We start from the raw sequence: 21617 nt of genomic DNA on the forward strand, positions 1-21617 counted from the left end.
GGCATCCGCCACACCCTCGGCGGACGCTGACAGGACGCCGAGGATAGCGCATTTCGGACGATGCTTTAACGGGGCGGCAACTGCGCGAGGCGGTCGAGAATGTCGAGCACCACCATGCGTGGCGGCCGCTCGTCGGTTTCCACCACCAGATCGGCGATTTCCCGATAAAGCGGATCACGGATCTCGAGCAGGTCGCGCAGGGTTTTCGCCGGATCGGCGGTACGCAGCAGCGGCCGATTGCGATCGCGGGAGGTGCGGCCGACCTGCTGCTCGACGGAGGCGTGCAGATACACCACGCGCCCGCCTTCATGCAGGGCCTTGCGATTGGCATCACGCATCACCGCGCCGCCGCCGGTCGCCAGCACCACGCCATCGAACGCGCACAGCTCGGCGATCATCGCCTGCTCGCGATCACGAAAGCCGGGCTCGCCTTCCTTATCGAAGATCCATGGGATATTGGCACCCGTGCGCAGCTCAATTTCCTTGTCGGAATCCTTGAACGGCAGGCGCAGCTCTTTGGCCAGCAATCGGCCGATGGTGCTTTTGCCAGCACCCATCGGTCCTACAAGTATCAAATTTCGCACAGAATCAACGACTCACAGCAATCGCCTGGTTATTCATGATACGCGGAGTGAGAAATACCAGCAGCTCGGATTTTTTCTCCGAAACCACATCACGCCGGAAAAGGCGGCCAAGATACGGCACATCGCCAAGAAATGGCACCTTATCTACGACCTTGCTTTGAGTATTTGAAAAAACACCGCCGATTACGATGGTCTCGCCGTCATTTACAAGCACTTTGGCGTTGACCTCGTTTTTCTTGATCGGCGGCACATCCTGCACTTTGTTCAGGTAGTCGGGCTCATCCTTGGTGACCTTGACCTCCATGATGATGCGGTTGTCCGGTGTGATCTGCGGGGTGACTTCCAGCGACAGCGAGGCCTCCTTGAACGACACCGAGGTCGCGCCGCTGGAGCTGGCCTCCTGATAGGGAATCTCGGTGCCTTTGAGGATTTTTGCGGTTTCCTTGTCCGAGGTGACCACCTTCGGCTGCGAGACGATTTCACCGTTGCCGGTCTTTTCCATCGCCGTCAGTTCGAGATCCAGCAGCACGTTGTCGGTGATGAATGCGATGCCGATCCCCGAAGTGTTATTGACCGTGCCCATGTCGACGAACGGCGAGTTGGTGCCGGTGCTGCCCGGCGTACCGATGGTGCTCGACGAACCGTTGACCCCGGAGGCGTTCCAGTTGCCCTTGTTCTGCACCGAACCGCCCCAGCGCACGCCCAGGCTCTTGTCGTAGTCGACGTTGGCCTCAACGATGCGCGCCTCGATCATCACCTGGCGTACCGGAATATCCAGCTGCGCGACGATCCGCCGGAGTTCGTCGAGGCGATCCTGGGTCTGGTAGGCAATGATGTTGTTGGTTCGCTCATCGACGGTAATCGAACCGCGCTCGTCGACCTTGGCCTCGGCACTGGTCACCGACTGGAACAACTTGGCGATGTCCGCTGCCTTGGCGTAATTGACTTGCAGCAACTCGCGACGCAGGGGCGCCAGCTCGGCGATCTGCTTCTGCGATTCCAGTTCCTGACGCTCGCGAGCGGCAATTTCATCGGCCGGCGCGACCAGCAGCACATTGCCGATCTTGCGCTTGTCCAGGCCCTTGGTTTTCAACACCAGATCCAGCGCCTGATCCCACGGCACGTTCTGCAGGCGCAACGTGATACCGCCCTGCACCGTGTCGCTTGCTACGAGGTTGAGGTTGGTGAAGTCCGCGATCAGTTGCAGCACCGAGCGCACGTCGATGTCCTGAAAATTCAGCGAGAGCTTGTCGCCGACATAGGCCTGACGGTCGGCGTTGCGCTTTTGCAGGTCGTCGATGCTCATCGGCCGCACGCTGACGGTGAGCTTGTTGTCGGTCTGAAACGTGGAGTAGTCGAAGGTGCCGCTGGGCTCGACGCTGATGACGGTGCGATCGCCGGTGAGCGCTGCGTTGACGAACTGCACCGGCGTGGCGAAGTCCTTGACGTCCAGGCGCACGCGCAGCTTTTCCGGTAATTGCGTGCGGGCGAAGCTGAGGATGATCTTGCCATCGTGCTCCTGGATATCCGGGGCGATGGTCGGATCAGAGAGGTCGATGACTACGTTGCCCTCGCCCTCGGTGCCGCGCTGGAAATCGACGCCGCGAATCGCCCGGCTTAGTTGCGCGGCTGGTCTGGCCGGTGCCGCGGCGGCCGTGGCGGCACGCGGTGCAACGGCAGCCGGGCGCGGCGCAGTCGCGGAAGCGCCCTGACCGACCACCACGAACAGATTATTGCCCTCGACCCGCGTGCTGTAAGGCGCCAACTGCGTCAGGCTGACAATCAGCCGCGTGCGATCCTTGGCTTCGGCCACCGTGGCCGTGCGCGCGTTGCCGCTGCCCAGATCAAGATTCCTGCTGGCCAACTGGCTGGTCACGCCCGGCAGATCCAGTGCAATGCGCGCCGGCGACTCGGTTGTGTAGCCCTTGGGCTGTGGTGGCGGGCCGTCGAACGACAGCTTCAGTTCGACGCGGTCACCCGGCAGCGCGGCAACATCCAGCGCTTTCAGACTGGCCGCCATTACCATCGGTGACACCAGCGCTATCCATAGCGAAAAACCGAGGGTGGAGAAAATCCTGTTCATTGTTCGACTTCCACTATGAGTGCTCTTTCAAAGGAATGGTGCGCGGCCGCTCCAGCCAGGCGCCGGCGCCGTCGGGCACGATCTCGACGACATCGACCTGGGTCGCGCTGATGGCGACGATGCGGCCGTCGTTGCGGCCCAGGTAGTCGCCGACCTTGAGACGATGCACCCCGCCTGCGCCGCGCAGCAGCGCGAACGAGCCCGAGGCATTGGCGATCGTGCCAACCATTTCGAACTGCTCGATATTGAACCCTTCAAGGTATTGCTTGACGCGGTTGGGGTCGGGTTTGACGTTGCGCGACCCATGCTTCTGCCCGGCCAGATCGACCCGCGCCTGCCGCGAAAACGGACTGCGCAGGTTGGCGGCGCTGTAAGTGAATGTGGGGTAAGACCGGAATGTCGGCGTTGGTTCAATCTTGCCCGCCGGGCGCAGGCGCACTTCGTTGAGGTAAGCATCGAGGTCGCTGAAGTCATCGCCGCCACCGCAGCCGCTCAACGCCAGCATCATGGGCAGGACGAGATAACGAATCGGGGTCATTTCTCCAGCCCCTTGTCGTTATAGCGGTACGTCTTGGCAAGAATACTCATGCGCAGCTTCGTCCCGCCCTCGGGATTGGCCGGAGCCAGTTCGAAATCGTGCAGAGTGACAATCCGTGGCAGGCCGGCGACGCCGCTGACGAAGGTCGCGAGGTCGTGATAGGCACCGGTTACGGTGATCTGGATCGGCAGTTCGATGTAGAACGGCTGGGTCACTTCCGGCAGCAGCTTGATTTCCTCGAATTCCAGGCCGCTGCCAAGACCAGTGCGGGTGATATCTTCGAGCAGGCCCGGCACTTCGGTGTCGCTGGGCAATTGCCGCAGCAGCACGCCGAAGGTGTTTTCCATTTCCTTCATTTGCTGGGTATAGAGCTCAAGGTTCGCCGACAGCCGCGCCTTGCTGGCGAATTGTTCCCTGAGGGTGATTTCTTCTTCGCGCTTGAGGTCGAGCTGATTTTCCATATCGCTGATAAAGAAGTAATAGCCAAGCGCGAGGATCAACACCATCACCAGCGCACCGCACAGGGTTTTCACTGCCGGTGGCCAGGAGCCGATGTTGCTGGTGTCGAGGTCGTTGAAATCGATGTTGCGCAGGCCCTGCAGCCACTCGGAGGCTTTCATTGCTCGTCCTCCACAACCTTGGGCTGGGTCTGACGAACGGTCAGCTGGAAGATGTTGGCCTGCTCTACCTGATCGGCGCTGGTGGCCTTGACCTCATTCAGGCTCGGCGCGTCGAACCAGTCGGACGCGTCGAGATTGCGCATCAGCTCGGAGACCCGGTTGTTCGACTCCGCCGCGCCACTGATGGACAGGGTCTTGCCGGCCATTTTCACATCGGTGAAATACACGCCGTCCGGCAACGTGCGCGCCAACTGATCGAAGATTCGCCCGCTGATCTGCCGGTTGCCCTGCAGGTCCTGGATGATGCGCATGCGCTCGACCAGTTGCTGGCGGCGCGCCTTGAGCTCACTGATCTGCTTGATGCGTTCGTCGACCACCGCAATCTGTTTGCCGATGTAATCGTTGCGCGCCATTTGCCGCTCGATGGCCGCGGTGATGATCTGGTCGGCAATCAGCACCGCGCCGATAGAGCCGGCCAGTACGCCGATCAGCACCAGCAGAAAGCGTTTGCGCCGTTCTTCGCGGCGCTCCTCGCGCCAGGGGAGAAGGTTGATCCGCGCCATCAGTCGAAACTCCTGAGCGCGAGCCCGCAGGCAATCATCAAGGCTGGCGCGTCGCTGGCCAGCGCTCCCGCGTTGACCTTGCTGCCCAAGGCCATGTCGGCGAATGGGTTGGCGACCTGCGTCGGCGTGTCCAGACGCTGTTCGATCAGACGGTCCAGGCCGGGTACCGAGGCGGTGCCGCCGGCCAGCAGGATATGATCCACCGCGTTGTACTGGCCGGAGGCGAAGAAGAACTGCAGCGAACGCGAGACTTGCTGCACCAGCGCCTCGCGAAATGGCTGCAAGACCTCGCTGACGTAATCGTCAGGCAGCCCGCCCTGCTTTTTCGCCAGCCCCGCCTGTTCGATGGTCAGGCCGTAGCGGCGCTGGATCTCTTCGGTGAGCTGGCGTCCGCCGAACAATTGCTCGCGGGTGTAAATGATCTTGCCGTTGTGCAGGACGCTGAGGGTGGTCATGGTCGCGCCAATGTCGACCACCGCCACGGTCAGGCGCTCCTGGGAGGCCGCCAGATGCGTCGCCAGCAGGCCGAACGAGCGCTCCAGCGCGTAGGCCTCGACATCCACCACCCGCGCGGTCAGGCCGGCGAGCGCCAGCGCCGCTTCTCGTACCTCGACGTTTTCCTTGCGACAGGCGGCGAGCAGCACGTTGACCCGTTCCGGGTTGCGCGGCGAGACGCCCTGGACTTCAAAGTCGATGGCGACTTCATCCAGCGGATAGGGAATGTATTGGTCGGCCTCGATCTTGAGCTGGTTTTCCAGTTCGTCGTCGGACAGCCCGGCGTCCATCTCGATGACCTTGGTGATCACTGCCGAACCCGCCACCGCCACCGCCACGCTCTTGACCCCGGTACGCGCCTTGACCAGCAAGCGGCTCAGTGCCTGCCCGACGCCCTCGAGTTCGGCGATGTTCTTTTCGACCACGGCGTTCGCCGGCAACGGCTCCACCGCATAGGCCTCGACCCGGTAGCGCTCGCCCTGACGGCTCAGTTCCAGCAGCTTCACCGACGTGGAGCTGATGTCGATCCCCAGTAACGCATTGGTCTTTTTATTGAAGAGTCCCAGCACTACCAATTCCCTATGACTTTCCGTGAGTTACGGACTCTGTAATACGCATTGCGTTCCTTCACCCCCGTCTTGACAGAAGCGCCAATGACGCCTCCGACGGAAAAGTGCTTATAATGCCCAGCGATTTTTTCCGCTTTTTACTGCCCGCGCGGATGGCTCTGTGTGTAACCGCAGCCCCGTGCCAAATTCATTCTTTGCCCTGGATGTCCAAAAGCCTTGATTCGTCTGCTGAAATTTTTCGGTTGGTCCATCGTCGCCGTTTTCTGCGGACTGCTCTTAGGTCTCAGCGGCGCCTTTCTTTACCTTAGTCCGGGTTTGCCGTCTGTGGAGGCGCTGAGAAGCATTCAGTTGCAGATTCCTCTGCGCGTCTACAGCAGCGACAACAAGTTGATCGCAGAATTTGGCGAAATGCGCCGTACGCCGATCCGTTTCGCCGACATTCCGCCCAATTTCATCAATGCGTTACTAAGTGCTGAAGACGACAATTTTGCCAATCACTATGGCGTCGATCCGAGCAGCCTGATGCGCGCGGCAACGCAATTGGTCAAGAGCGGACACATTCAGTCCGGCGGCAGCACCATCACCATGCAGGTGGCGAAGAACTTCTTCCTCACCAGCGAGCGCAGCTTTTCGCGCAAAACCACAGAAATCCTGCTGGCCCTGCAGATCGAACGGCAACTGACCAAGGACGAGATCCTTGAGCTGTACGTCAACAAGATCTACCTGGGCAACCGCGCCTACGGCATCGAAGCCGCGGCGCAGGTGTATTACGGCAAATCGATCCGTGACGTCAGCCTGGCGCAGATGGCGATGATCGCCGGCCTGCCGAAAGCTCCGTCGCGCTTCAACCCGCTGGCAAACCCGGCACGCAGCAAAGAACGCCGCGACTGGATCCTCGGGCGCATGTACAAGCTGGGCAAGATCAGCGAAGCCGACTACACCGCGGCGATCAACGAGCCGCTGAACGCCAGCTACCACGTGCCGACCCCGGAAGTGAACGCACCGTACATCGCCGAAATGGCCCGCGCCGAAATGGTCGGCCGTTATGGCAGCGAGGCCTACACCGAAGGCTTCCGCGTCACCACCACAGTGCCAAGCAATCTGCAGGAAATGGCCAACACCGCACTGCACGAAGGCTTGATGACTTACGACCAGCGCCACGGCTACCGTGGCCCCGAGTCGCGCCTGCCGGGCAAGACCCGCGAAGCCTGGGCCAGCGAACTGACCAAGCAGCGCACCATCAGCAGTCTCGAACCTGCGATCGTCACCCAAGTCGATAAAACCGGCCTGCAGGTGTTGACCCGCACCGGTGAAGAGCACGTTGCCTGGGACACGATGAAATGGGCGCGACCGTTTCTCAATACCAACAGCATGGGCGCCAACCCGCGCCAGCCGTCGGATGTCGCGCAGGTCGGAGATCTGATCCGCGTGCAGCGCCAGACCGACAATTCGCTGAAATTCAGCCAGATTCCGCAGGCTCAGGGCGCACTGGTGTCGCTGGATCCGCAAAACGGTGCGATCCGCTCGCTGGTGGGTGGCTTCGCTTTCGAGCAGAGCAACTACAACCGCGCGATGCAGGCCAAGCGTCAGCCTGGTTCGAGCTTCAAGCCGTTCGTCTACAGTGCCGCGCTGGATAATGGCTACACCGCTGCCAGCCTGGTCAACGATGCGCCGATCGTGTTCGTCGACGAGTACCTGGACAAGGTCTGGCGACCGAAGAACGACACCAACACCTTCCTCGGCCCGATCCGCCTGCGTGAAGCGCTGTACAAGTCGCGCAACCTGGTGTCGATCCGCCTGTTGCAGGCCATGGGTGTGGGCAAGACCATCGACTACATCACCCGCTTCGGCTTCAACAAGCAGGACCTGCCGCCGAACCTGTCGCTGGCACTCGGCACCGCAACGCTGACACCAATGGAAATCGCCACCGGCTGGAGCACCTTCGCCAACGGCGGCTACAAGATCACCCCGTACATCATCGACAAAATCGAAAGCCGTAACGGCGACACGCTGTTCGTCGCCAACCCGCCGACCGTGCCACAGGGTGGTTCGGCGACCGACGGTATCGCTGCGCCGGCTACCGAGTCGTTCACGGTCAACGCCACACCAGTTGCCGGTGAAGCGCCCGGCAATCCGGCAGTGCCGCAAGCGCCGGCCGTGGCCGAGCGGATTGTCGATGGACGTACCACCTACATCCTCAACAGCATGCTGCAGGACGTAATCAAACTCGGCACCGGCCGCCGTGCACTGGCCATGGGCCGCAGCGACATCGCCGGCAAGACCGGTACCACCAACGAATCGAAAGATGCCTGGTTCTCCGGTTACAACGCTGATTACGTCACCACGGTATGGACCGGTTTCGACCAGCCGGAAAGCCTCGGTCGCCGTGAGTTCGGTGGCACCGTGGCGCTGCCGATCTGGATGAATTACATGTCGGCCGCGCTGAAAGACAAGCCGCCGCATGTGCAGCCTGAGCCAGAAGGTCTGCTCAGCCTGCGGGTGGATCCGGTCAGCGGCCGTGCAGCAACACCGAGCACACCGGGGGCGTACTTCGAACTGTTCAAGGCCGAAGACACGCCGCCATCGGTGAACGAGCTGGGCAACGGCGCCGTGCCAGGCAGCCCGCTGCCGGCGGATGAGCAGGCGCCGATCGATCTGTTCTAGGGGAGCAGCTGCAAGCGCCAAGCTACAAGCGGCAAGCAAAAGCGCGAACGATGCACGCTTGTAGCTTGTAGCTTGTAGCTTGCAGCTTGCAGCTTGCAGCTTGCAGCTTGCAGCTTGCAGCTTGCAGCTTGCAGCCCATAAAAAAACCCAGCACCAGGCTGGGTTTTTTTATGGGCGGCTGCTTTTAACCGTTGAACACGTCATCCACGCTTTTCAGCGGGTAGTTCTTCGGATACGGCAGGGTGGCCACGCCGGTCTCGATCGCAGCCTTGGCCACGGCGTCGGAGATCAGGGTGATCAGGCGCTTGTCCATTGGTTTCGGAATGATGTACTCACGGCCGAATTCCAGCGGAGCACCGCCGTAGGCATCGCACACGTCCTGTGGAACCGGCAGTTTGGCCAGTTCGCGCAGGGCGTTGGCGGCGGCGACTTTCATTTCTTCGTTGATGCGCTTGGCGCGAACGTCCAGGGCACCACGGAAGATGAACGGGAAGCCCAGTACGTTGTTGACCTGGTTCGGGTAGTCCGAACGGCCGGTGGCCATGATCACGTCGCTACGGGTGGCGTGCGCCAGTTCCGGGGAGATTTCCGGATCCGGGTTGGAGCAGGCGAACACGATCGGGTTGGCCGCCATCGACAGCAGGCCTTCGGCGCTCAGCAGGTTCGGACCGGACAGACCGACGAATACGTCAGCGCCTGCCAGTGCGTCTGCCAGGGTGCGCTTCTCGGTAGCGTGGGCGAACACGGCTTTGTACTGGTTCAGGTCGTCACGGCCGGAGTGGATCACGCCGGTACGGTCAACCATGAAGATGTTTTCGATGCGAGCGCCCATGCTCACCAGCAGTTTCATGCAGGAGATGGCGGCAGCACCGGCGCCGAGGCAGACAATCTTCGCTTCCGGCAGGGTTTTGCCAGCGATTTCCAAGGCGTTGATCATGCCCGCAGCGGTCACGATCGCGGTGCCGTGCTGGTCATCGTGGAACACCGGAATATCGCACTGCTCGATCAGAGCGCGTTCGATCTCAAAGCACTCTGGCGCCTTGATGTCTTCCAGGTTGATGCCACCGAAGGTGATGGAGATGCGCTTGACGGTGTCGATGAAGGCCTGCGGGCTTTCCGAGTCGACTTCGATGTCGAATACGTCGATGCCGGCGAAACGCTTGAACAGCACGCCTTTGCCTTCCATTACAGGCTTGGAAGCCAGTGGGCCGAGGTTGCCCAGGCCGAGAATCGCGGTGCCGTCGGAAATGACTGCCACCAGGTTGCCCTTGCCGGTGTATTTGTAGGCCAGTTCAGGATCGCGAGCGATCTCGCGCACTGGTTCAGCTACGCCGGGGCTGTAGGCCAGCGACAGGTCGCGGGCGGTAGCAGTGGCCTTGGTGAGCTCGACACTCAGCTTCCCCGGACGAGGATTGGCGTGGTATTCGAGAGCGGCAGTTTTCAGATCAGACATTTTGGCATTCCGCTTTTTTACTGTTGGACAGACTGGTCAGCGAGGATACGCGCCTCGCAAAGTCCCCACAAGACTGGGCAGTCACCGCTGTCAAGCGCCCTGCCCTACGACTTTGGGCCAAGAGCCACGGCGCACAAGGGCTGGACTGTTCACAATCAGCTGTAAAAATGTCTACAATTTTTCTTCAGCGCGGTACGTGCAGCATCGAAGGATCGGTCAACGGCAGCAACCAGCGCGCCTGACCTTTTTGCAAACCACCGCGCCGTGATCGGTCAACCACCCAGCCACGCGCCTCGATCTGCCTGCCTTTCAATGCTTGCAAACCAGCACTGTCAAATTGTCCGACCAGATTGGGTGCAACCCGCAATACAAGCGTGTCCTGCAACTCGATCCAGATTCCGCCGCGATTGCGCAGCACCTTGCTCACCCGACCGCTGACTACGGCGAAGCCCGAACGCTGGATCTGCTGCGCTTTCTGGACCGGCGATTGCCGCCAGAGACCAAGTCCGGCCTGTCGCGCGCTGCGTTCGGCGGCCTGTTGGCAGGCGACCAGATCGACGTTCGGCGCCACCGCGACCTGAAAACCCAGGCCAGCGGCAAGCATCTGCGCTTCGAGATTGGCACCGCTGACACTGTAAACATGCGCCAGCGTACGCCCGTAATGGTCTTTCGCCTGCTTGCCGGGTCGCAGACCGACCCGGCCGCCGCTGTCATCGACCAGCGCTTGCAGGCGTTTGCGCGCTGCCACGGCGAAGGGCTCGTCGCTGCGGCCCTGCTTGCCCAGCTCCGGCGTATTGAGGCCGATCAAGCGCACGCTGCGGCCATCGCTCAGGCGCAGGGTGTCGCCATCGACCACTCGCTGCACGGAAACGCTGGTCAGCCCTGCGGGTGCCGGGCAGAACGCCTGGGCGGCGGACAGCCAAATCGCAGACACAAAAAAGGCGCCCGCGAGGGACGCCTTTTTCATCAGTCTGGAGAAGTCGAAGCGACCTTCCAAAATGATCAGCCTCAGGCTTTTTTGCCGACGCCGAAAGTAGCGAAACGGTCTGCGAACTTCTGCACACGGCCGCCGGTGTCCAGAGTCTTCTGCTTACCGGTGTAGAACGGGTGGCATTCGTTGCAAACGTCGATCGCCAGGGCTTTGCCGTAGGTCGAACGAGTTTCGAACTTGTTACCGCAGCTGCAGGTAACAGCGATTTCCGGGTAGTTCGGATGGATTTCGGCTTTCATGGTGTCTTCCTCAGGCTAGCGTGCCGCCACCCAACACTATTGTTGAATACCGCACGTAATTAGGCCGCGGATTCTACCAGACCTTTTCAAACGCGCAAGCTGTCACCGAGACCGACCGTCTGCTAGGCTCCCGACCTTGAACGCATTCCCCTGTGGGAGCGAGCTTGCTCGCGAATGCGTTGTGTCAGTCAATGTCCAAGCGTCTGATACACCGCCTTCGCGAGCAAGCTCGCTCCCACAATTGATCTGCGTTCAACCCTTCTTTTGCGTTTATAGAGATCCCCCCGCGTGCCCGACGCCATTCTGCGCCTTGCCCTGCCTTCGCCTCTGCGCCGCCTGTTCGATTACCGGGCGCCGGCCGGGGTGCGGCGTGAGCAATTGGAGCCGGGCATGCGCCTGCGGGTGCCGTTCGGTCGGCGCGAGATGATCGGCATTCTGGTCGAGGTCACCGACACCAGCGAAGTGCCGGCAGAAAAACTCAAGCCGGCGCTGGCCCTGCTCGACACGACTTCGCCACTGCCGCCAGCGCTGTTCAAGCTGTGCCTGTGGACCGCGCAGTATTACCAACACAGCCTCGGCGACACCTTGAACTGGGCCTTGCCGGTGCTGCTGCGTCAGGGCGAACTGGCCGAGGCCCGCCAGGAACGCTTCTGGTCGATTGCCCCCGGCGCCAGCGTTGACGACCCGCGAGTGGCCCGCGCGCCACGCCAACGCGAGGCGCTGACCACGCTGGCCCAGCATCCCCACGGCGTCGCCCATCAGTTGTTGAGCAAACTGATGCTGAGCAAGGACAGCCTCGATCTGCTGCTGGCCAAGGGGCTGGTGCAGGTCGAAATCCGCCGCCACGCTCCCGGCGTTCGCCATGAACATTGGCTGGCACAACCGGAGCTGCCGCTCAACAGTGAACAGCGTGCGGCGTATGAAGCGATTCGCGCCGGCTTCGACAGTTATCACGCTTTTCTCTTGGCTGGTGTCACTGGCAGCGGCAAGACCGAAGTCTATCTGCAACTGATCCGCGAAACCCTCGAAGCCGGCAAACAGGCCCTGGTACTGATTCCGGAGATCAACCTCGGCCCGCAGACCCTGGCGCGTTTCGAACAGCGCTTCAACGCGCGGATCGCCCTGCTGCACTCGGCAGTGAATGATCGCGAACGCCTGGAAGCCTGGCTCGCCGCCCGTGATGGCGAGGCCGACATTATTATCGGCACCCGCTCGGCACTGTTCACGCCGATGAAAAATCCCGGGCTGATCATCATTGATGAAGAACACGACGGCTCCTATAAACAGCAGGAAGGTCTGCGCTACCACGCTCGCGATCTGGCGCTGGTGCGCGCGCGGCAGGAAAACATCCCGATCGTGCTCGGCTCCGCCACGCCCTCGCTGGAGAGCCTGCACAACGCTTACACCGGGCGCTACGGCCTGCTGCGCCTGAACGAACGCGCCGGCGGCGCCAAGCAACCGCGCTTTCTGCGCCTGGATGTGAAAAGCCGTCCGCTCGACAGTGGTATTTCCGGGCCGATGCAGCAAGCCATCGCCCAGACCCTCGCCAACGGCCAGCAGGTGCTGGTGTTCCTCAACCGTCGCGGTTTTGCCCCGACCCTGCTCTGTCACGACTGCGGCTGGATGTCGGAATGTTCGCGTTGCGATGCGCGCATGACCGTGCACCAGCGTTACGGCGAATTGCGCTGCCACCACTGCGGCAACGTCGAGCGCACACCGCGCCAATGCCCGAAATGCAGCAAGGTCGATCTGCGCCCGGTCGGTGCCGGTACTGAACGCGCCGAAGAACGCTTGGCGATTCTGTTCCCGGATTACCCGGTACTGCGCGTCGATCGCGACAGCACCTCGCGCAAGGACGCGATGAATCAGTTGTTCGCGACGATCCAGAAAGGCCAGCCGTGCATTCTGGTCGGCACGCAGATGTTGGCCAAAGGGCACCACTTCCCACGGGTGACGCTGGTATCGATTCTGGATGCCGACGGCGGCCTGTTCTCCGGCGACTTCCGCGCCAGCGAGCGCATGGCGCAGTTGATCGTCCAGGTCGCCGGGCGTGCCGGGCGGGCTGAAGAGCCGGGCAAGGTGATCATCCAGACGCACCTGGCCGACCATCCTTTATTGGTGCAACTGACCGAGCAGGGTTATTTCGCCTTCGCCGAACAAGCCTTGAGCGAACGCCGCGCGGCCGGATTGCCACCGTTTGCCCATCTGGCGCTGCTGCGCGCCGAAGCGCACAAGCCGGGGCAGGCGGAAGGTTTTCTCGATGAAGCGTGCAGCGAGGCCGAGCGTTTGCTGGCCGAATTGAATCTGAGCGGCATCGAGCTGCTCGGGCCGGTGCCGGCACCGATGGAGCGCCGCGCCGGGCGTTATCGCGCGCAGCTGTTGTTGCAGGCGACTGCGCGGGCACCGTTGCACCGCTTGCTGGCCAGCTGGATGCTGGTGCTGGAGCAGATGCCGAGCGGGCGGGCGGTGCGCTGGTCGCTGGATGTTGATCCGGTGGATCTGTATTGAGCTGAAGATCGCTTTCGCGAGCAGGCTCGCTCCCACAGTGGATCAGCGCCGTACATACCTTGTGTGTCCTGCGCAAAACCTTGTGGGAGCGAGCCTGCTCGCGAAAGCGGACTTTTTGTCACCACATATCCACATCCTGCCTGCTAAGGTTGGCAAGCCCGTCTTCGCAACGGATAATGCCCAGTTTTTCCACCCGCGCATCGATGCGCCCGCCGCGCTTGCGGTCGAAAGAGAAGACCATGAAAGACACCATTCGCCAGCTGATCCAGCAAGCCCTCACCCAACTCGTCAACGAAGGTGTGTTGCCTGAAGGCCTGACGCCGGCGATCCAGGTGGAGAACGCCCGCGACAAGACCCACGGCGACTTCGCCAGCAACATCGCCATGATGCTGGCCAAGCCTGCCGGCATGAAGCCGCGCGATCTGGCGGAGAAAATCATCGCCGCCCTGCCCGCTGACGAGAACGTCACCAAGGCCGAAATCGCCGGCCCGGGCTTCATCAATTTCTTCCAGAACACCCAGGCACTGGCCTCGCGCCTCGACGCCGCACTGGCCGACGCCCGTGTCGGCGTGCGCAAGGCCGGCCCGGCACAGCGCACCGTTGTCGATCTGTCCGCGCCGAACCTGGCCAAAGAGATGCACGTCGGCCACTTGCGCTCGACCATCATCGGCGACGGCGTGGCCCGCGTTCTTGAGTTCCTCGGCGACGAGGTGATCCGCCAGAACCACGTTGGCGACTGGGGCACTCAGTTCGGCATGTTGATGGCTTATCTGCAGGAAAACCCGATCACCAGCGACGAATTATCCGATCTGGAAAACTTCTACCGTGCGGCCAAGCAGCGTTTCGACGAGTCCGAAGAATTCGCCGACCGCGCCCGTGGCCTGGTGGTCAAGTTGCAGGCTGGCGATGCCGAATGCCTGGCACTGTGGACCAAGTTCAAGGACATCTCGCTGTCGCACTGCCAGAAGATCTACGAACTGCTCAACGTCAAACTGACCATGGCCGACGTGATGGGCGAAAGCGCCTACAACGACGACCTGATCAATGTGGTCAACGACCTCAAGGCTGCCGGCATGCTGGTCGAGAGCAACGGCGCCCAGTGCGTGTTCCTCGACGAGTTCAAGAACGCCGATGGCGATCCGCTGCCGGTGATCATCGTCAAGGCCGACGGCGGTTACCTGTACGCCACCACTGACCTCGCCGCCGTGCGTTACCGCAGCGGCAAGCTCAAGGCTGATCGCGCGCTGTATTTCGTCGACCAGCGTCAGGCCCTGCACTTCCAGCAGGTCTTCGCGGTGGCGCGCAAGGCCGGTTTCGTCACCCATCCGATGGAAATGGAGCACATGGGGTTCGGCACCATGAACGGCGCGGATGGCCGCCCGTTCAAGACCCGTGATGGCGGCACCGTGAAGCTGATCGACCTGCTGACCGAAGCCCAGGAACGTGCCTACAACCTGGTGAAAGAGAAGAACCCGACCCTGGCCGAAGACGAGTTGCGCAACATCGCCAAGGTTGTTGGCATCGGCGCGGTGAAATACGCCGACCTGTCCAAGCACCGCACCAGCGACTACAGCTTCAACTTCGACCTGATGCTCAATTTCGAAGGCAACACCGCGCCGTATCTGCTGTACGCCTACACCCGCGTGGCCGGTGTGTTCCGCAAACTGGGCAAGGACTTCAGCGAAGTCGACGGCCAGATCGTCCTCGAAGCGGCGCACGAGCAGGAGTTGGCCGCGAAGCTGGCGCAGTTCGGCGAAGTGCTGAACAACGTCGCTGAAAAAGGCACGCCGCACATTCTCTGCACCTACCTGTACGACGTCGCCGGCTTGTTCTCCAGCTTCTACGAGAATTGCCCGATCCTCGCCGCCGACACCCCGGCGCAGATGCAGAGCCGTCTGCGTCTGGCCGCACTGACCGGTCGCACCCTCAAGCAAGGCCTGGAGCTGTTGGGTCTGGAAACTCTGGAGCGTATGTAAGTTGGCTGCCAAGAAAAAACCTGCACCCAAACGCGGCGCCAGCCGCTATCAGGCCCCGGCGAAACAACCGATTCCGGGCTGGCTGTGGATGGCCATCGGCCTGACCGTCGGCGCGTTCATCGTGTTTCTGATGAAACTGGAACCGGGCAAGGGCAGCGACACGGTCAAGCGCGAGAAAGTCGAACAGCAGCAGAAAGCGTCGAAGATCGCCGAGGCCAACAAGACCCCGCCGAGCCCGACGCAACCGGTGAAGCCGAAGTACGACTTCTACACCTTGCTGCCGGAATCGGAAGTGATCGTGCCGCCGGACGCGGTACCGGAGAAGACCCTGCCGACGCCGCAAGTGCCGGCCATCCCGACTACGCCGGTAACCCCGGCCGAAGCGGCGAAGATCGACACCGCACGGGCGCAGGCGGCTCTGGCCGGGATCACGCCGCCGCCAGCGCCACCGGTGAGCAAAGCCGCGCCAGTGACCAAGTTCTTCCTCCAGGCCGGTTCGTTCCGCAAGGAAACCGATGCTGACAAGGTACGTGCGCAGATCATTCTGCTCGGCCAAGCCGTCGCGGTGGAGTCCGGCACGGTCAAGGATGAAACCTGGTACCGCGTTTTGGTCGGGCCGTTCAGCAACCGTGAACAACTGACCACGGCGCAGAAACAACTGGCCGGCGCCGGCTTCAGCAACCTGTTGTTACAACAACGCCAGAGCCGCTGACTTTACGTAGACAACCGCTCCCACAGGTAACGCAAATCCCCTGTAGGAGCTGCCGCAGGCTGCGATCTTTTGATTTTGCTTTCAGATCAGGATCAAAAGATCGCAGCCTTCGGCAGCTCCTACAGTTGATCACCGCTCGTCTCCTCTCCCGCGCTACAGTTGAAATCCCCTCCAGCACCCCCATATGAATGGGCATAAGGCATTTTCGCCCCGCTGCGTGGAGACTCTTCCCTTGACCACCATCGTTTCAGTCCGCCGCCACGGCAAAGTCGTCATGGGCGGCGACGGCCAGGTTTCTCTCGGCAACACCGTGATGAAAGGCAACGCCAAAAAGGTCCGTCGCCTGTACCACGGCCAGGTCATCGCCGGTTTCGCCGGTGCCACCGCCGACGCCTTCACCCTGTTCGAACGCTTCGAAGGCCAGCTCGAAAAACATCAGGGTCACCTGATCCGCGCCGCCGTCGAACTCGCCAAGGAATGGCGCACCGACCGCTCCCTGAGCCGCCTCGAAGCGATGCTCGCGGTTGCCAACAAGGATGCTTCGCTGATCATCACCGGCAACGGTGACGTGGTCGAACCTGAAGATGGCCTGATCGCCATGGGTTCCGGCGGCGCCTACGCGCAAGCCGCCGCCAGCGCCCTGCTGAAAAAGACCGACCTGTCGGCGCGCGAGATCGTCGAAACCGCTCTCGGCATCGCTGGCGACATCTGCGTATTCACCAACCACACCCAGACCATTGAGGAGCAGGATCTCGCTGAATAAGCCTGTTGCGGCCCATGTGCCACGGCTTGTTTCTGCTTGAGGACCGTCAATTACTATGTCCATGACTCCCCGCGAAATCGTCCACGAACTCAACCGCCATATCATCGGCCAGGACGATGCCAAGCGCGCCGTCGCGATTGCCCTGCGCAACCGCTGGCGCCGCATGCAGCTGCCTGAAGAGCTGCGCGTTGAGGTGACCCCGAAGAACATCCTGATGATCGGCCCGACCGGTGTCGGTAAAACCGAGATCGCCCGTCGCCTGGCGAAACTGGCCAATGCGCCGTTCATCAAGGTCGAAGCGACCAAATTCACCGAAGTCGGTTATGTCGGCCGTGACGTCGAGTCGATCATCCGTGACCTGGCCGATGCCGCGATCAAGATGCTCCGCGAGCAGGAAATGACCCGCGTACGCCACCGCGCCGAAGACGCTGCCGAGGACCGCATCCTCGACGCGTTGCTGCCGCCGGCACGCATGGGTTTCAGCAACGAAGAAGCGCCGAGCTCCGATTCCAACACGCGTCAGCTGTTCCGCAAGCGTCTGCGCGAAGGCCAGCTGGACGACAAGGAAATCGAAATCGAAGTCGCCGAAGTCTCCGGCATCGAGATCGCCACGCCGCCGGGCATGGAAGAGATGACCAACCAGCTGCAATCGCTGTTTGCCAACATGGGCAAGGGCAAGAAGAAGTCGCGCAAGCTCAAGGTCAAGGAAGCGCTGAAACTGGTGCGCGATGAAGAAGCCGGGCGTCTGGTGAACGAAGAAGAACTGAAGGCCAAGGCGCTGGAAGCGGTCGAGCAGCACGGTATCGTCTTCATCGACGAGATCGACAAGGTCGCCAAGCGCGGCAATGTCGGCGGCGCCGATGTCTCCCGCGAAGGCGTACAGCGCGACCTGCTGCCGCTGATCGAGGGCTGCACCGTCAACACCAAGCTGGGCATGGTCAAGACTGACCACATCCTGTTCATCGCTTCCGGTGCGTTCCACCTGAGCAAGCCGAGTGATCTGGTGCCGGAGCTGCAAGGTCGTCTGCCGATCCGCGTCGAGCTCAAGGCGCTGAGCCCGGAAGACTTCGAACGCATCCTCAGCGAACCGCACGCCTCGCTCACCGAGCAATACTGCGCACTGCTGAAAACCGAAGGCCTGAACATCCAGTTCCAGCCCGAGGGCATCAAGCGTCTGGCGGAGATCGCCTGGCAGGTCAACGAGAAAACCGAGAACATCGGTGCCCGTCGCCTGCACACCCTGCTCGAGCGCCTGCTCGAAGAGGTGTCGTTCAGCGCCGGCGACCTGGCCAGCGCCCACGATGACAAGGCGATTCTGATCGACGCCGACTACGTCAACAGCCACCTCGGCGAATTGGCGCAGAACGAAGATCTGTCCCGCTACATTCTGTAGAGCGGCAAGCTACAAGCTACAAGCGGCAAGCTGAGTTAAGCTTGCAACTTGTAGCTTGCAGCTAAAGGCTGTTTTTCATGATTCCCACCGACATCAAACTGCACAAAGCCTCGAAAACCATGACGCTCAAATATGCGTCCGGCGAGGAATACACTCTGCCCGCCGAGTTTCTGCGCGTGCACTCTCCCTCCGCCGAGGTCCAGGGCCACGGCAAACCGATCCTGCAATTCGGCAAGCTCAACGTGGGTCTGAGCAAGCTGGAACCGGCTGGCAACTATGCACTGAAACTGACCTTCGACGACGGTCACGACAGTGGCCTGTTCACTTGGGAATACCTCTACGAACTTGGCAAACGCCAGAACGAACTCTGGGACGATTATCTTGCGGAGCTGCGCGCTGCCGGGAAATCCCGCGATCCGAACGAGTCGTTCGTCAAGCTGATGCTCTAGGCCGTGGCTCTCGCTCTTTAGAGGGCATTTTCTAACTTCATCTGTTTGAATGCTCCGCGCATACGGCCCCGGATCGGCCGCTTGCGAAAAAAATTAAACTCGGGTAACCAATGGAGCTGGCAAGTTCCCTGCAGTGCTCTACGACTGTAAAGCAGCTATGCAGAATCAACGGTCACCCGAGCAGTAGTACCCGGCATTGGCTGTGGAAGCGACAGCGTGAAACCGGGTACTCGTCTCAGGACAATGGAGCGTCGTAGATGAGTGACAAGAATAACGATGACCTGAAGTACCAAGCCTCGGAAAATACTCTGGGGCTTAACCCCGTCGTCGGGCTGCGCGGAAAGGATCTGCTGGCCTCTGCTCGAATGGTGCTGAAACAGGCCATCAGACAACCGATTCACAGCGTCAGGCACGTGACCCATTTCGGCCTCGAGCTGAAGAACGTGCTGCTGGGGAAATCCGCGCTGCAACCGGCCGGTGATGACCGCCGCTTTGCCGACCCGGCGTGGAGCCAGAACCCTCTGTACAAACGCTATCTGCAAACCTACCTGGCCTGGCGCAAGGAATTGCATGCCTGGATTGATGACAGCAGCCTGTCCCCCAAGGACATCGCTCGCGGCCATTTCGTCATCAACTTGATGACCGAAGCCATGGCGCCGACCAACACGGCGGCCAACCCGGCGGCGGTCAAACGCTTTTTCGAAACCGGCGGCAAAAGCCTGCTCGATGGCCTCTCGCATCTGGCCAAGGATCTGGTGCACAACGGCGGCATGCCGAGCCAGGTCAACATGGGCGCGTTCGAAGTCGGCAAGAGCCTCGGCGTCACCGAAGGCGCTGTGGTGTTTCGCAATGATGTGCTGGAGCTGATCCAGTACCGGCCGATCACCGAGCAGGTCCACGAGCGCCCGCTGCTGGTAGTGCCGCCGCAGATCAACAAGTTCTACGTTTTCGACTTGAGCCCGGACAAGAGCCTGGCGCGCTTCTGCCTGCGCAACAATGTGCCGACCTTCATCATCAGCTGGCGCAACCCGACCAAAGCCCAGCGCGAGTGGGGCCTGTCGACCTACATCGAAGCGCTGAAAGAAGCCGTCGACGTAGTCACCGCGATCACCGGCAGCAAAGATGTGAACATGCTCGGCGCCTGCTCCGGCGGCATCACCTGCACCGCCCTGCTCGGACACTACGCCGCGCTCGGCGAGAACAAGGTCAACGCCCTCACCCTGCTGGTCAGCGTGCTCGACACCACCCTGGACAGCGACGTCGCCCTGTTCGTCGACGAGCAGACCCTGGAGACCGCCAAGCGCCACTCCTACCAGGCCGGCGTGCTCGAAGGCAAAGACATGGCCAAGGTCTTCGCCTGGATGCGCCCCAACGATCTGATCTGGAACTACTGGGTCAACAACTACCTGCTCGGCAACGAGCCGCCGGTGTTCGACATCCTGTTCTGGAACAACGACACCACTCGCCTGCCCGCTGCGTTCCACGGCGACCTGATCGAGATGTTCAAAAACAATCCACTGATCCGCCCCAATGCACTGGAAGTGTGCGGCACGCCGATCGACCTCAAGCAGGTCACCGCCGACATCTTCTCGCTGGCCGGCACCAACGACCACATCACGCCGTGGAAGTCCTGCTACAAGTCGGCGCAGCTGTTCGGCGGCAAAGTCGAATTCGTGCTGTCGAGCAGCGGCCATATCCAGAGCATCCTCAACCCGCCGGGCAATCCGAAGTCGCGCTACATGACCGGCGAAGAGATGGCGCCGACCGCCGATGACTGGCAGGAAAACTCGACCAAACATACCGATTCCTGGTGGCTGTACTGGCAGGCATGGCTGGCCGAACGCTCGGGCAACCTGAAAAAGGCCCCGACGAAACTGGGCAACAAAGCGTACCCGGCAGGCGAGGCTTCGCCGGGCACTTACGTTCACGAGCGGTAACTGACACCACCCGGCCGCTGTAGGAGCTGTCGAGTGAAACGAGGCTGCGATCTCTTGATGTCGTCGTCAAAGATCAAAAGATCGCAGCCTCGTTTCACTCGTCAGCTCCTACAGGATACGGATGGACTTGAAATCTACAGGGCCTGAAGCATGCCGCAACCGTTCATATTCCGCACCGTCGATCTGGATGGCCAGACCCTCCGCACGGCGGTGCGTCCCGGCAAGCCTCATTTGACGCCTCTGCTGATTTTCAACGGCATCGGCGCCAACCTGGAGCTGGTGTTTCCGTTTGTCGCAGCGCTCGACCCGGATCTGGAAGTGATCGCCTTCGACGTGCCCGGGGTCGGCGGCTCGTCGACGCCGAACCGACCGTATCGCTTCCCCGGCCTGGCCAAACTGACGGCGCGGATGCTCGACTATCTCGACTACGGTCAGGTCAATGTGATCGGCGTGTCGTGGGGCGGCGCCCTCGCGCAGCAGTTTGCCTACGACTACCCCGAGCGCTGCAAGAAACTGGTACTGGCGGCCACTGCGGCCGGTGCGGTGATGGTGCCGGGCAAACCGAAAGTGCTGTGGATGATGGCCAGCCCGCGCCGCTACATTCAGCCGTCCCATGTGATCCGCATCGCGCCGATGATCTACGGCGGCTCGTTCCGCCGCGACCCGACGCTGGCGGCCAGCCATGCGGCGAAAGTGCGCTCGGCGGGCAAGCTCGGTTATTACTGGCAGCTGTTCGCCGGCCTCGGCTGGACCAGCATCCACTGGCTGCACAAGATCCATCAGCCGACGCTGGTGCTGGCCGGCGATGACGATCCGCTGATCCCGCTGATCAACATGCGCATGCTCGCCTGGCGCATTCCCAACGCGCAGTTGCACATCATCGATGACGGCCATCTGTTCCTGATCACTCGCGCCGAAGCGGTGGCGCCGATCATCATGAAGTTTCTCGAAGAGGAGCGTCTGCGCGCAGTCATGCACCCGCATCCGACCCCGCTCGGCGGCTGATCGCGGCGGCCTGCTTTATGCAGCACTTTTCAAATCAAGCGCGCGGCAGGACGCTGCGCAGGCAGCAACCGGTAA

General features: G+C 61.5%; 19 protein-coding genes. 9 read left to right on the plus strand and 10 right to left on the minus strand.

Translation table 11 applies throughout. The features are described 5' to 3' along the window. Positions 1-65 precede the first annotated feature (65 nt). From aroK to D6877_RS19130, 6 genes are read right to left on the minus strand one after another with little or no spacing between them, the layout of a single operon-like run. Complete coding sequence (gene aroK / locus D6877_RS19105) at positions 66-584, minus strand: shikimate kinase AroK (RefSeq protein ID WP_024011270.1); 519 nt, start codon at positions 582-584, stop codon at positions 66-68. A 4-nt stretch (positions 585-588) separates the two neighbouring features. Then, entirely contained in the window at positions 589-2667 is a 2079-nt protein-coding gene (gene pilQ, locus D6877_RS19110) for a type IV pilus secretin PilQ (RefSeq protein WP_130911778.1), read from the minus strand. Between the two features lie 13 nt (positions 2668-2680). Next, on the minus strand, positions 2681-3205 hold the full coding sequence (locus D6877_RS19115) for a pilus assembly protein PilP (protein ID WP_122611069.1): 525 nt from the start codon (positions 3203-3205) through the stop codon (positions 2681-2683). Then, a complete protein-coding gene (gene pilO / locus D6877_RS19120; RefSeq protein WP_130911779.1) occupies positions 3202-3825 on the minus strand; it encodes a type 4a pilus biogenesis protein PilO in 624 nt (207 codons plus the stop codon). The genes D6877_RS19115 and pilO overlap by 4 nt, the downstream gene beginning before the upstream one ends. Continuing rightward, on the minus strand, positions 3822-4388 hold the full coding sequence (locus D6877_RS19125) for a PilN domain-containing protein (protein ID WP_110602598.1): 567 nt from the start codon (positions 4386-4388) through the stop codon (positions 3822-3824). Before D6877_RS19125 ends, pilO begins: the two co-directional genes overlap by 4 nt. Continuing rightward, a complete protein-coding gene (locus D6877_RS19130; RefSeq protein WP_130911780.1) occupies positions 4388-5452 on the minus strand; it encodes a pilus assembly protein PilM in 1065 nt (354 codons plus the stop codon). Before D6877_RS19130 ends, D6877_RS19125 begins: the two co-directional genes overlap by 1 nt. Before the next feature lie 216 nt (positions 5453-5668). Between D6877_RS19130 and D6877_RS19135 the strand changes: the two genes are divergently transcribed. After that, the gene (locus tag D6877_RS19135; protein WP_130911781.1) at positions 5669-8116 is read left to right on the plus strand and encodes a penicillin-binding protein 1A; all 2448 of its coding nucleotides are present in this window, start codon (positions 5669-5671) and stop codon (positions 8114-8116) included. A gap of 184 nt (positions 8117-8300) precedes the next feature. On the opposite strand, the gene D6877_RS19140 is transcribed toward D6877_RS19135, so the two are convergent. The 3 genes from D6877_RS19140 to rpmE all read right to left on the minus strand — a co-directional run bounded on the left by D6877_RS19140 (position 8301) and on the right by rpmE (position 10799). Beyond that, positions 8301-9569: a malic enzyme-like NAD(P)-binding protein gene (locus tag D6877_RS19140; protein WP_016772053.1), complete on the minus strand. Its 1269-nt coding sequence runs from the start codon at positions 9567-9569 to the stop codon at positions 8301-8303. Between the two features lie 184 nt (positions 9570-9753). Beyond that, a complete protein-coding gene (locus D6877_RS19145; protein ID WP_130911791.1) occupies positions 9754-10536 on the minus strand; it encodes a thermonuclease family protein in 783 nt (260 codons plus the stop codon). A gap of 41 nt (positions 10537-10577) precedes the next feature. Next, on the minus strand, positions 10578-10799 hold the full coding sequence (gene rpmE / locus D6877_RS19150) for a 50S ribosomal protein L31 (RefSeq protein ID WP_016772055.1): 222 nt from the start codon (positions 10797-10799) through the stop codon (positions 10578-10580). A 288-nt stretch (positions 10800-11087) separates the two neighbouring features. Here rpmE and D6877_RS19155 point away from each other — a divergent pair, with 288 nt between their 5' ends. Continuing rightward, positions 11088-13307 carry a primosomal protein N' gene (locus D6877_RS19155; RefSeq protein ID WP_130911782.1) on the plus strand — a complete coding sequence of 740 codons (2220 nt, stop codon included), beginning with the start codon at positions 11088-11090 and terminating at the stop codon, positions 13305-13307. Positions 13308-13425: 118 nt separating this feature from the next. Here D6877_RS19155 and D6877_RS30170 read toward each other — a convergent pair whose 3' ends face one another. Continuing rightward, complete coding sequence (locus D6877_RS30170) at positions 13426-13548, minus strand: hypothetical protein (protein WP_016772057.1); 123 nt, start codon at positions 13546-13548, stop codon at positions 13426-13428. Between D6877_RS30170 and argS the strand changes: the two genes are divergently transcribed. The 7 genes from argS (at position 13547) to phaZ (ending at position 21542) form a co-directional block, all read left to right on the plus strand. Then, positions 13547-15283: an arginine--tRNA ligase gene (argS, locus tag D6877_RS19160; RefSeq protein ID WP_024011262.1), complete on the plus strand. Its 1737-nt coding sequence runs from the start codon at positions 13547-13549 to the stop codon at positions 15281-15283. The genes D6877_RS30170 and argS overlap by 2 nt on opposite strands. Before the next feature lies 1 nt (position 15284). Continuing rightward, positions 15285-15995 (plus strand): SPOR domain-containing protein, encoded by a 711-nt coding sequence (locus tag D6877_RS19165; RefSeq protein ID WP_016772059.1) that lies wholly within the window; start codon positions 15285-15287, stop codon positions 15993-15995. Between the two features lie 232 nt (positions 15996-16227). Further along, positions 16228-16758 carry an ATP-dependent protease subunit HslV gene (gene hslV / locus D6877_RS19170; protein WP_007968352.1) on the plus strand — a complete coding sequence of 177 codons (531 nt, stop codon included), beginning with the start codon at positions 16228-16230 and terminating at the stop codon, positions 16756-16758. Between the two features lie 55 nt (positions 16759-16813). Further along, positions 16814-18151: an ATP-dependent protease ATPase subunit HslU gene (hslU, locus tag D6877_RS19175; protein ID WP_016772060.1), complete on the plus strand. Its 1338-nt coding sequence runs from the start codon at positions 16814-16816 to the stop codon at positions 18149-18151. Between the two features lie 77 nt (positions 18152-18228). After that, the gene (locus D6877_RS19180) at positions 18229-18600 is read left to right on the plus strand and encodes a DUF971 domain-containing protein (protein ID WP_130911783.1); all 372 of its coding nucleotides are present in this window, start codon (positions 18229-18231) and stop codon (positions 18598-18600) included. Between the two features lie 257 nt (positions 18601-18857). After that, complete coding sequence (gene phaC, locus D6877_RS19185) at positions 18858-20537, plus strand: class II poly(R)-hydroxyalkanoic acid synthase (RefSeq protein WP_071174139.1); 1680 nt, start codon at positions 18858-18860, stop codon at positions 20535-20537. Positions 20538-20687: 150 nt separating this feature from the next. Next, the gene (phaZ, locus tag D6877_RS19190) at positions 20688-21542 is read left to right on the plus strand and encodes a poly(3-hydroxyalkanoate) depolymerase (protein ID WP_016772063.1); all 855 of its coding nucleotides are present in this window, start codon (positions 20688-20690) and stop codon (positions 21540-21542) included. Positions 21543-21617 lie beyond the last annotated feature (75 nt).

Origin of the sequence: Pseudomonas sp. Sample_9, assembly GCF_004307535.1 — a bacterium.
Taxonomy (GTDB): Bacteria; Pseudomonadota; Gammaproteobacteria; order Pseudomonadales; family Pseudomonadaceae; genus Aquipseudomonas; species Aquipseudomonas mercuritolerans.

Bases quoted from the DNA above. Each gene is read 5' to 3' on its own strand.
- pilQ (WP_130911778.1), bottom strand. From the start codon at position 2,667: ATGAACAGGATTTTCTCCACCCTCGGTTTTTCGCTATGGATAGCGCTG.
- D6877_RS19115 (WP_122611069.1), bottom strand. From the start codon at position 3,205: ATGACCCCGATTCGTTATCTCGTCCTGCCCATGATGCTGGCGTTGAGC.
- pilO (WP_130911779.1), bottom strand. From the start codon at position 3,825: ATGAAAGCCTCCGAGTGGCTGCAGGGCCTGCGCAACATCGATTTCAAC.
- D6877_RS19125 (WP_110602598.1), bottom strand. From the start codon at position 4,388: ATGGCGCGGATCAACCTTCTCCCCTGGCGCGAGGAGCGCCGCGAAGAA.
- D6877_RS19140 (WP_016772053.1), bottom strand. From the start codon at position 9,569: ATGTCTGATCTGAAAACTGCCGCTCTCGAATACCACGCCAATCCTCGT.
- D6877_RS19145 (WP_130911791.1), bottom strand. From the start codon at position 10,536: ATGAAAAAGGCGTCCCTCGCGGGCGCCTTTTTTGTGTCTGCGATTTGG.
- rpmE (WP_016772055.1), bottom strand. From the start codon at position 10,799: ATGAAAGCCGAAATCCATCCGAACTACCCGGAAATCGCTGTTACCTGC.
- argS (WP_024011262.1), top strand. From the start codon at position 13,547: ATGAAAGACACCATTCGCCAGCTGATCCAGCAAGCCCTCACCCAACTC.
- D6877_RS30170 (WP_016772057.1), bottom strand. From the start codon at position 13,548: ATGGTCTTCTCTTTCGACCGCAAGCGCGGCGGGCGCATCGATGCGCGG.
- hslU (WP_016772060.1), top strand. From the start codon at position 16,814: ATGTCCATGACTCCCCGCGAAATCGTCCACGAACTCAACCGCCATATC.
- D6877_RS19180 (WP_130911783.1), top strand. From the start codon at position 18,229: ATGATTCCCACCGACATCAAACTGCACAAAGCCTCGAAAACCATGACG.
- phaC (WP_071174139.1), top strand. From the start codon at position 18,858: ATGAGTGACAAGAATAACGATGACCTGAAGTACCAAGCCTCGGAAAAT.
- phaZ (WP_016772063.1), top strand. From the start codon at position 20,688: ATGCCGCAACCGTTCATATTCCGCACCGTCGATCTGGATGGCCAGACC.